The 10,250-nt window shown below is 68.6% G+C and carries 6 protein-coding genes and 1 pseudogene; 3 read left to right on the forward strand and 4 right to left on the reverse strand.

Annotated elements, in window-relative coordinates; genetic code table 11:
• Window positions 1–2,016, forward strand: a pseudogene (locus EET13_RS09315) (PE family protein); the annotation flags it as partial.
• 977 nt (window positions 2,017–2,993) lie between these two features.
• Here EET13_RS09315 and EET13_RS09320 read toward each other — a convergent pair.
• Window positions 2,994–4,124 (reverse strand): glycoside hydrolase 5 family protein, encoded by a 1,131-nt coding sequence (locus EET13_RS09320; RefSeq protein ID WP_122442023.1) that lies wholly within the window; start codon window positions 4,122–4,124, stop codon window positions 2,994–2,996.
• Window positions 4,125–4,547: 423 nt separating this feature from the next.
• Complete coding sequence (locus EET13_RS09325) at window positions 4,548–5,507, reverse strand: class I SAM-dependent methyltransferase (RefSeq protein WP_122442019.1); 960 nt, start codon at window positions 5,505–5,507, stop codon at window positions 4,548–4,550.
• 112 nt (window positions 5,508–5,619) lie between these two features.
• Here EET13_RS09325 and pdxR point away from each other — a divergent pair, with 112 nt between their 5' ends.
• Entirely contained in the window at window positions 5,620–6,990 is a 1,371-nt protein-coding gene (gene pdxR, locus EET13_RS09330) for a MocR-like pyridoxine biosynthesis transcription factor PdxR (RefSeq protein WP_122442020.1), read from the forward strand.
• A 16-nt stretch (window positions 6,991–7,006) separates the two neighbouring features.
• Here pdxR and ngg read toward each other — a convergent pair whose 3' ends face one another.
• On the reverse strand, window positions 7,007–8,797 hold the full coding sequence (gene ngg, locus EET13_RS09335) for an N-acetylglutaminylglutamine synthetase (protein WP_122442021.1): 1,791 nt from the start codon (window positions 8,795–8,797) through the stop codon (window positions 7,007–7,009).
• Window positions 8,798–9,178: 381 nt separating this feature from the next.
• On the opposite strand from ngg, the gene EET13_RS09340 reads away from it, so the two are divergent.
• Window positions 9,179–10,051, forward strand: coding sequence for a cyclopropane mycolic acid synthase family methyltransferase (locus EET13_RS09340; RefSeq protein WP_122442022.1), 873 nt, complete (start codon window positions 9,179–9,181; stop codon window positions 10,049–10,051).
• A gap of 75 nt (window positions 10,052–10,126) precedes the next feature.
• On the opposite strand, the gene EET13_RS32735 is transcribed toward EET13_RS09340, so the two are convergent.
• Window positions 10,127–10,250: hypothetical protein (locus tag EET13_RS32735; RefSeq protein ID WP_425294015.1), on the reverse strand; the 124-nt coding region annotated here is incomplete at its 5' end.

Consider the following 10,250-nt stretch of genomic DNA (forward strand, 5'->3'; position numbering starts at 1 on the left):
GCCAACACCGACCTCATGAGCAGCGCCAACAGCGGCACTGGCGGCAACGGCGGCACGGGCGGCACCGGCGGCAAGGGTGGTGCTGGCACGTTAGGCGTGGCCGGCATTGGCGGCACCGGCGGCAACGGCGGCGCCGGTGTAGTCGGAGCCCCTGGAGCGGGCTCAAATGGGGGCACCGGTGGTGATGGCGGTGCCGGCGGCGGTGGCGGCGATGGTGGCACCGCGGGCCTTGGCATCGGCGCATCCGGCAGCGGCGGAGCAGGCGGAACCGGCGGCAACGGCGGCAACGGCGGGTCCGGCGGCAACGGCGGCGCCAACTTCAACGGCGGCAACGGCGGTAACGGCGGACAAGGCGGTACAGGGGGCGTCGGCGGTGCCAACACCGACCTCATGAGCAGCGCCAACAGCGGCTCCGGCGGCAACGGCGGCTCCGGCGGCACCGGCGGCAAGGGTGGTGCTGGCACGTTAGGCGTGGCCGGCATTGGCGGCACCGGCGGCAACGGCGGCGACGCCGGCGACGGCGGCGCAGCCAACATCGGCGGCGTCACCGGTAATGCCGGCATCGGCGGCGCCGGCGGCGCCGGCGGTGGCGGCGGCACCGGCGCTGCCGCCGCCGGTGCCGGCCAACCGGGCTTCGGCGGCGGCCAAGGCGGGTCTGGTGGCAACGGCGGCAACGCCGGCGGTGGCGGCATCAACGGCACCGGCGGGGCCGGCGGCCAAGGCGGCAACGGCGGCAAAGGTGTAGTCGGAGCCCCTGGAGCGGGCTCCAGCGGGGGCACCGGCAGTGACGGCGGCGCCGGCGGCGATGGCGGCGATGGTGGCACCGCGGGCCTCGGAGTCGGCGCCTTCGGCAGCGGTGGTGCAGGCGGAACCGGGGGCAACGGCGGACAAGGCGGCGCTGGCGGCACCGGCGACGCCAACTTCAACGGCGGCAACGGCGGCAACGGCGGACAAGGCGGAACAGGGGGCGTCGGCGGTGCCAACACCGACCTCATGAGCAGCGCCAACAGCGGCACTGGCGGCAACGGCGGCACGGGCGGCACCGGCGGCAAGGGTGGTGCTGGCACGTTGGGCGTGGCCGGCATTGGCGGCACCGGCGGCAACGGCGGCGACGCCGGCGACGGCGGCGCAGCCAACATCGGCGGGGTCACCGGTCATGCCGGAATCGGAGGCGACGGCGGCAGCGGCGGTGCGGGTGGGGCTGGCAACGCCGGTAGCTCACCCGTGCCCCCAAGCAGTGCGCCGGGTGACCCCGGATTCGCCGGCGGCCAAGGCGGCCAAGGCGGCCAAGGCGGCAACGCCAGCTCCGGCGGCACCAACGGTAACGGCGGCGACGGCGGCGCCGGTGGCTCGGGAGGACAGGGCGGCAACGGTGGAAACGGCAATGCCAGCCTCGGCGGAGCGGGCGGCGCTGGCGCCGACGGCGGCGCCGGCGGCAACGGCGGCATCGCCGGGGCCGGGACCGGCGATGCCGGTATCGGCGGTGCTGGCGGTGCCGGCGGCGTCGGCGGGGCCGGTGGGAAGGGCGGCGCTGGAAGCGTCTCCTTCACCAGCTTCAACGGAGGCCAAGGCGGCCAAGGTGGACAAGGCGGCGCAGGCGGTAACGGCGCCAATGCCGTCGGCAACAACGCCACCGCCGGCGCCGGCGGGAACGCGGGCGATGGTGGCGCCGGCGGCGCAGGGGGCATAGGCGTTGCAAACGCCAGCGGCGGCGCAGGCGGCGGCGGCGGCGGCGGCGGGAACGGCGGCACCGGCGGAGCACCCACCGGCAGCGGCGCCGGGGGTACTGGAGGCGACGGCGGGGACGGCGGCGACGCCGGCGAGGGAGGCGCCGGCGCAGGCAGCAATAGCAACGGCGGCGCAGGCGGCGACGGCGGCGACGGCGGAGCCGGCGGAGACGGCATAGGCGCGCCCGGCGGCCTCGGCGGCGCCGGCGGCGCCGGCGGCTCTGGAGCCGGCGGGGGCAGCAACGGCCCAACCGGCATCGCCGGCACCGACGGCGCCGACGGCATTTAGCCGCAACGGCGCTGGCAGCTCCCACGGTGCCGTACTGGCAACAGCGTCAGACCAAACACCAGCGCATTGAAACACCAGCGACGCCAGCGGCTCGGTCGTCCAACCAGCCGGGTGGTCTTGCGTTGGAGCCTGACGGGTCGTAGTTGGCTTGGCGGCTGGCTGTAGAGCCAGCAACCGCGGCAACGCGCTGAGATCGACAGCACCGGCGGCGACGGCGGCTCCGGCGCCAACGCAGGCACCGGCGGCGCCGGCAAGAACGGCATCAACCCTGGCACATCCGGCACCACGGGTGGCATTGGCCTTGCCCGGGCCGGCGGTGGTCCTACCGGTGTCACGGGCGGTGCTGGCGGCAAAGCCGGCCCCGGCGTGCCGGCGGCGTCTGATTACGGTGCGCCCGCCGCTTGGCTCAGGTGTTGGCTCGCGCAGGATTCCGTTGCGCTGAGCCATTCAGCGTGGCCAGTCGTTGTGGTCGCACCGCCGGCTCGTGCCCTGCGTACCAAGTCATGACGCTGGACCGTCTTCCACCACTCCGGACTGGGCCCGCACACCGTTGGCTAACGATCGCGACCCGCCGCTCGTCGAGCATCAGTCGGGTGAGCGGCCCTACCGCTGCGTGATTGATCTCGGGCGGGCGCGTTATCGAGTTTTCGTGAATAGCCCTGGGCGCGCGCGGAATTGGAGCGGTCAACAGCGGCCATGCCCGAGAAGTCTGCCCGACGAGGCGGCGCCATCGCCCGGACCGCACCCCGCCGTGAGCACCGACCCTCGCGGCGTCCGTCGACGTCGCGAGGCCAGACGAATCATTTGACCTCGGCGACGGGCGACGTCCACAACAGCAACCATTCTGGGGAAACAGGAAATTCCTGCCCTGCAGCGGAAATCAGGGTCAATCGGCGTCTCCACGTGACAATCCGTCTCCCCATATCAGCTAGGCGCCGCGCGAGGCCTGCGAGCAACGCCCCCTGCGCCGCCCCACGTCATCCCATGCGATCAGCTGCTGAGATGATTCGAATTTCGCTGTCCTGGTAGGGCCGTCCGTCCGGATAGAGCAAGTCGTGGAACCACACCTTGGGGACCGTCGGGTAGGGGTGGTCCCAGGAGTCCCAGGGCAGGTAGGTCTGCGTCTTGCCGGCAACCAATCCCCAATTGAATGCTCCGATGTTGTACCGCTTGGCAATTGGCAGGATCCCGCCGATGGTGCTGCCCAGCGGACGGGCCAGATACTCGGTGCACAGGATGGGCCGGCGCAGCGGCACTAACTCAGCGATGCGGGATTCGAAAACGCCCGGGTTTCCATAACAATGGAATGTGACCACGTCGGCGTTGTCCAATTGAATGGCGCAAATTGCGCTGCGGCGCCGCGGGTTTGCCCATTGGCCATGCCACACGCCGCTGGTCAGCGGTTGACTCGGGTCCACTGCGCGTGCCCACTGGAATACCTGCGGCAGCAGCTCGGCTACTCGCTGCGCTTTGTCCGCCCGTTCCACGGAGCGATACGGGCGAGCGGGGTTGTCGGGCTCATTCCACAGGTCCCAACCCAGAATGCGGTCATCGCTGCGGAATTGGGTTAATACCCCCGTGATGTAGTCGTGCAGGACCGGGCGGTAGCCGCGGTCGTCGAGGTGCTCGGCGCCCGGGCTTTGCACCCAACCCGAGTTGTGCACCCCCGGCCTGGGCTCCGGCTGCGGGCCCGGGCGGGGCAGCGGATCCCAGCAGGAGTCGAAGAAGACGAACAGTGGCTTGATGTGATGACTGGCCGCGATGGCGACGAACTGTTCCAGACGGCGCGCAAAGCCTTGATTGTCTTGCGCCCAAAGCTGATCGTGGAGAAATACACGCACGCTGTTGAGCCCGCATAACCGCGCCCAGCGCAGCTCGATGTCGATTTGTCGCGGCGCAAAAGTGTCGGCTTGGAACATCTCGAGCTGATTGATGGCATTCGAGGTGATGTAGTTGGCGCCGATCAGCCGATCTTGTGCTTGGTACCAGCTGTTGGCGCGGTCGGGTGACCACTGGCCGGCTGCCCCCGCGGCAGCCCGGGGCGCCTGCGCCAACGCCACACCTGCCAGCGACACCAGCGGCAGTGTGAGCACGGTTCGGCGCGGGATGGTGTGACCTCGACTTCTTGCAGGAATCACACTATCGGGCCCTTCATCGGATGCCGGTGGAAGTTGCCGTGTCGAACAGCTCTATCCCAGGTCTGGATACATCGGGCGGGCACGCCAGCACGCCCAGCCGCCCACCGACCGCAGGGCTGCTCGCCCGTCGATCGATGCCAGTTCATCAGCCGTGCGTTGGCGCCGTTAGCATTTCCAGGTTATCGGTTTGGCGCCGTGCGCGGTGCCAAATGCAACGGGTTGGCAGCTGCCAGGCAGTTGACGCCGGGTGGCGATCGTAGATCGGCGTTCTGCCATGGACGGACGTGCTCCCTGACCGGTTCCCACCGCCGGGTGCAGCGTTCCCGAATCCTTGTGTTGTCAAACGTGATTGGATGCGCCGGAGTCGACGCGCGTCGAATACCGGGTTGGTGCTTACATCGAGACTGTGCGCACGCCGGTGCGCCGGGCGGACACCACGGCCAGCCAATCGTCGTTGGCCAACCCGCGGGCCTGGGTCGGATCGTAGCGTTGTAGCAGCGTGGGGACCGTCGCGTGGTCCTGGCTTTCGAATCCATGAGCCGACAGCAGATCGCGTATTTCGTTTGCAGTGAAGCCGCTTCGGTACGGTTCCCCGCGGCGCGCGACCACTCGGGTCACCCGTCGGGCACTTGCCCACCGAGTGGTCGCGGAGGCCACACCCGCATCGATGTAGTCGACGAGCAGGCGGCTGCCCGGTGCGCACACCGTGGCGAGATCGGCAAGTGTGGCGTCGAGAGCGCGGGCGGTGAGGTACATGCTGACCCCCACCCAGACGACCACGCTGCGTCGTTCCGGGTCGAAGCCGCTGGCGAGCAGTCGTTCACGCAGCGCCCCCTGCTCGAAATCGACCGGCACCCATACGGTCCGGCTGTTGGCCTGCCGTGCCAGCAGCCGTTCGGTTGTCGAGCGTTTGGCAGCCTGGGTCGTCGGCGCGTCCACCTCGAAGATCGTCACCGGCTGCCCGGCCAAGCGCAGGCTCGTCGTATCGAAGCCGGCGCCCAGCAACACCAGCTGATCGATACCCTTGGCAATCGCGGCCATACACAGGTCGTCGGCGTAACGGACTCTCAGCACGATATGGGCGTGGAGCCCGCCCCACCGGCGATCGAACACGCCGAGAGCAACACCGGCAAGCCATCGGTGAGCCAACATGGCCCGCAGCATGGGATGGCGAACAAAATGCCGGGAATACCGATCGTCGAGCAGGCGACGGCCGGGCGGCTGCAATGTCTCGGCTGCGCGTTGGGCGGCGTTGATCTGAGCAGTCAGGCTCGCCTTGCGGTCAAGCCGCCGGCCGGTGGCCCCGGTGCCGGGGCGCCGCTGAAGGTCGGGATCTCCGCAGGCTTGCGACATGGCTTGTCCCATCGGTGTAGAAGCGATGACGGGCTCTCACGTTAGGCCGTTGACCGGTATGTCAGTAAGGTCCAATTCAATACCTAGTTCATGGACCAGTAGCGGAGCCCATGTGGACCTGCATCTTGAGCTGCCGCCCAACCGCGGCCGCCGCGCGGCGCTTGAAGATGCGCTGCGGCAAGCCATCCGCGACGGGCGGCTGGCTTCCGGCGAGCGGCTGCCGTCGTCACGGGCTTTGGCCGGGCAACTCGGCGTCGCCCGCGGGACGGTCGTCGAAAGCTATGCGCAACTGGCGGCCGAGGGATATCTGCGTACCCGGCCCGGCGCGGTCACCGAGGTGGCTCATGGGCCCGGTGTCCGACCGCACCCCGGCGCCGAACCGGTTGCGCCCCGCATCGCCGCCGATTTCCGCCTGGGCCGGCCCGACCTGACGCTGTTTCCGCGCGCGGATTGGTTACGCGCCTTGCGCCGCGCCTTCCAGCTAACCCCGCATTCCGAGCTTGGCCCGCTGAACCCGCGCGGATCATCGCAGTTGCGTACCATCCTGGCCGGCTACCTGGGCCGGGTACGCGGCGTGTCCACCACCGCCGAGCGGATCGTCATCTGCAGCGGCTTCACCCAGGGGTTGCGGCTGGTATGTGACGCGCTGGCCGCGCAGGGAGCCGGATCGATCGCGCTGGAAAATCCCTGCCTTCCCGACCACCGCCTGACCGCACTGGCCAGCGGGCTCGACGTCATGGCGTTGCCTGTCGACCGCGACGGTGCCCGCCCCGACGGATTCGACGCGTCCGGGGTTGCCGCGGCGGTGCTGACTCCGGCCCATCAAGCGCCGTTGGGGACGACGCTGTCGGCGGACCGGCGTGCGCGGTTCGCCAGGATCGCCGCTCAGCACGGCAGCTACGTCATCGAAGACGACTACGACGGCGAATTCCGCTATGACCACCGTCCCGTCGGGGCAGTGCAGGGTCTGGCCCCCGAGCAGGTCATCTATGCGGGCAGCGCCAGTAAGAGCCTGGCTCCGGGGCTGCGGCTGGGGTGGCTGGTCCTGCCCGCCAGCCTGCTCGACGCCGTCGTCGAGGCCAAGCGCCGAACCGACCGCGGCACCGACATTCTTGTACAACTGGCGTTCGCGGAGCTGATCGCCTCGGGAGCCCTGGATCGCCATATCCGCCGGATGCGCCGCCGCTACCGGCAGCGCCGGGATGCGCTCAGCGACGTTCTGGGCCGGTGCGCGCCGGCGATGTCGGTGCATGGCACCGCGGCTGGTCTGCACGCCGTCGTATCACTGCCCGACGCAAACGCGGAGGCCGACGTCGTGGCCGGAGCCCACGAACGACAGATCGCCCTCACGGGCTTGGCGCCGTTTTGGCACCGCGAACCGGGCTCGCTCTCGGGGATCGTCGTGGGCTACGGGGCGCCGTCCGAACGCGAGTACCCCGCCGCACTGCGTCGCCTCGCGACATTGTTGCGCGCAACGGCATGAGTACCGGGTTGGCGAATCAACGTGGCCGCGACTCTTCCGGAGTCCACGCCGGCCGTTGCCCAGGCTGGCCGGGGAACAGGAAGTCGACGAAAGCCGCAACGGTCGGTTGCGGTTCGTGGTTGGCCAATCCGGGGCGCTCATTGGCTTCGATGAAGGTGTAGTCGGTGCCGGTGACATCGGGCACCAGTAGGTCGATACCGGTCACCGGGATACCGATCGCCTCGGCGGCCTCGACCGCGACTCGGCAAAGCTCGGGGTTCACCTTGTCGGTGACGTCGCGGATCGTGCCGCCCTGATGCAGGTTTGCGGTGGACCGTACCTGCAGCCGAATGCCTTCGGGCAGAACATCATCGAGCTGCCAACCGGCTTTGGCGACGGTGGCTTGGGTGATGCCGTCGAAAGGGATGCGGGATTCGCCGCCGGTGGCAGCGGAGCGTCGGCGGCTCTCGGCCTCGATCAGCTCACCGACGGTGTGCGTGCCCGTGCCGATCACCTCCGGAGGCATCCGCAGCGCGGCGGCCACCACCTGCCCGTCGATGACCACCAAGCGCAGGTCGTCGCCCGGTGCCCGTTGCTCGATCATCACCTCGGGGTATTGCGCACGTGCCCGTGCCAAAGCCGCGCTCAGCTCGTCGGGACCGTCGTCGGCGGTCACGCCCACGGTGATGCCCTTGCCTTGCTCGCCGCGGGTCGGTTTGATGACGACCTCGCCGACTTCGGTGAGAAACGTGTAATCGTCATCGTCGAAGCTGGCCAGGCGCACCTGCGGAACGTTGATGCCTGCATCCTTGACCAGGCGCCGCGTCAACCGCTTGTCGTCGCAGCGGCACATGGCAATCGCCGAGGTGTATTCGGACAGCGACTCGCGGGTGATCACGCTGCGCCCGCCGTGGGTGAGCCGCATCTCGCCGGTCTCGGCATCCAGTACCTCGACGAGGATTCCCCGGCGCAGCGCCTCATCGGCGATCACCCGCGCGTAGGGATTGAGGTCGTCGACCGTGTCCGGAGATGACGTGAACAGCGGCTCGTTGATGGCGTTGCGCCGTTTGATCGCCATCACCGGGACGCGGCGAAAGCCGAGCTTCTCATACAGGGCGATGGCGGCGCCGTTGTCGTGTGCCACCGACAGGTCCAGGTAGGCGCGGCCCGCGTCGCGAGAGCGGTCAATCACGGCCCGGGTCAGAGCCACCCCGATTCCGGGTAGCCCGGCGGCCGGATCGACCGCCAGTGTCCACATGCTCGAGCCGCGCTCCGGGTCTGCGAACAGCACTTGGTGGTCGACACCGGTCACGGTCCCAACCACCGCGCCGTCGTCGTCACGCACGGCGATCAGGTAGGTCACCGCGTCGGCATGCACATGGTTGTGCCAGATGGTCTCGACCGGCGCGGGAACCATTGCGCACCGGACGAATACGCGATTCATGGCATCGGCGTCGGCGGGGACGTGCAGGGTGCGCACTGTCACGCCCGCCGGAGCGGACGCCGGATCCTCGTTTTCCGAGTCGTCGGCGAAACGCCGCCGATAGGTGTGGCTGGGGTCGATGAACAACTCATTCGGTGCTCCGGCGACGATGACGTGGGGCTCTCGTGCGTAGATGCAGATGTCGCGCCGCCCGGGGGCCTCCTGGCGCAGCACGTCGGCCAGTGCCGCCGAATCGGCAAAGGTCTGGCCGAATATCAGCCGGCCCCAACCCAAATCGAGCTCGACGTCGTTGGCCATCGATTCCATGAGCTCCGGCGGTGAGGCTTCATGCAGACCGAGAGTGATGGGCTCGGGATGGTTCTGCGGGGGATCGCCGTCGCTCATGCCGGCCCGCCGGGACACCGCAATAAGCGGACGGCCGCCAGCTCACCCGATTCGCGATCGCGGAACACGACCAGAACTGCCACTGGATATGCCATCGTCATATTGTTTACCCGCCTTGGGGACGACCACCAACACCACCCGCCCGCACGGTTCTGAGCTGGATCCAGACGCGCGAAGCCACCTGGTGACGTCGCTGATCTCCTGCGACCGTGGCCTTACCCCGAATGCGCAGAGTGTGGTTTACTCACGAGGCGATCATGCCGACGAGCCACCCGTTGCGGTCGGTCGACGTATCGGCCACGGCCGATTCGGCTGCGGCGCCCGGTCGTCGTAGCTGAGCTCGACAAGGATCAACGTCAGAGGTGAGCTTTGCCCGACAATATGCGTGAAAACGACAGCCTAGAGCCACATTTCGACGATGTGCAGGCCCACTACGACCTGTCCGACGACTTCTTCCGGCTGTTCCTGGACCCGACGCAGACCTACAGTTGCGCCTACTTCGAACGCGAGGACATGACCCTCGAGCAGGCGCAGCTGGCCAAGATCGACCTCGCGCTGGGCAAGCTGGGGCTGCAACCGGGCATGACGCTACTCGACATCGGCTGCGGCTGGGGCGCGACAATCGCCCGGGCACTCGAGCGCTACGACGTCAACGTGGTAGGTCTGACGCTCAGTCGCAACCAGCATGCCCGCGTACAGCGACTGCTTGACGAGCATCCCAGCGCCCGAAGCAAGCGCGTGCTGCTGCAGGGCTGGGAGCAGTTCGACGAAAAGGTGGACCGCATCGTCTCGATCGGCGCCTTCGAGCACTTCGGCCGAAACCGCTACACCGACTTCTTCGCGATGGCCTACCGGGTGCTCCCGGCCGACGGGATGATGTTGCTGCACACCATCATCAAGCCCAGCGATGAGGAGTTCGCCGAACGCGGCCTGCCGATCACCATGACCAAGCTGCGGTTCATGAAGTTCATCATGGACGAGATCTTTCCCGGTGGCGACCTGCCCAGCGCCAAGGTCGTCGAGGCGCACGCGCAGCAGGCCGGTTTCGCCGTCAAACTGGTCCAGCCATTGCGACTGCACTACGCCCGCACCCTCGACACGTGGGCCGACGCGCTGCAGTCGCACCGCGATGAGGCCATCGCGATTCAATCCCAAGAGGTCTACGACCGCTACATGAAGTACCTGACTGGCTGCGCCGAGCTGTTCCGCGAGGGCTACACCGACGTCGCGCAGTTCACCCTGACCAAGGGCTGAGCGCGCCACGCTTGTCACACTGCGTCTCGGGCGAAGGGCTGCGCGGCTCATCACATGCCCACGCACCACCCCTGGTTATGCCGCGTCCTCGTCGTCGTCTTCGTCGCGCAGGAGTTTCTCCGGGTGGTGGAAGGTGTTGGTGGTGGGCTGGCCGTGGTCTAGATGCGGCGGCGGTATCCATTCGGTGTCGCGGCGGGCG

This window comes from Mycobacterium attenuatum, assembly GCF_900566085.1.
Lineage (GTDB): Bacteria > Actinomycetota > Actinomycetes > Mycobacteriales > Mycobacteriaceae > Mycobacterium > Mycobacterium attenuatum.

Bases quoted from the DNA above. Each gene is read 5' to 3' on its own strand.
- EET13_RS09325 (WP_122442019.1), bottom strand. From the start codon at position 5,507: ATGTCGCAAGCCTGCGGAGATCCCGACCTTCAGCGGCGCCCCGGCACC.
- ngg (WP_122442021.1), bottom strand. From the start codon at position 8,797: ATGAGCGACGGCGATCCCCCGCAGAACCATCCCGAGCCCATCACTCTC.
- EET13_RS09340 (WP_122442022.1), top strand. From the start codon at position 9,179: ATGCGTGAAAACGACAGCCTAGAGCCACATTTCGACGATGTGCAGGCC.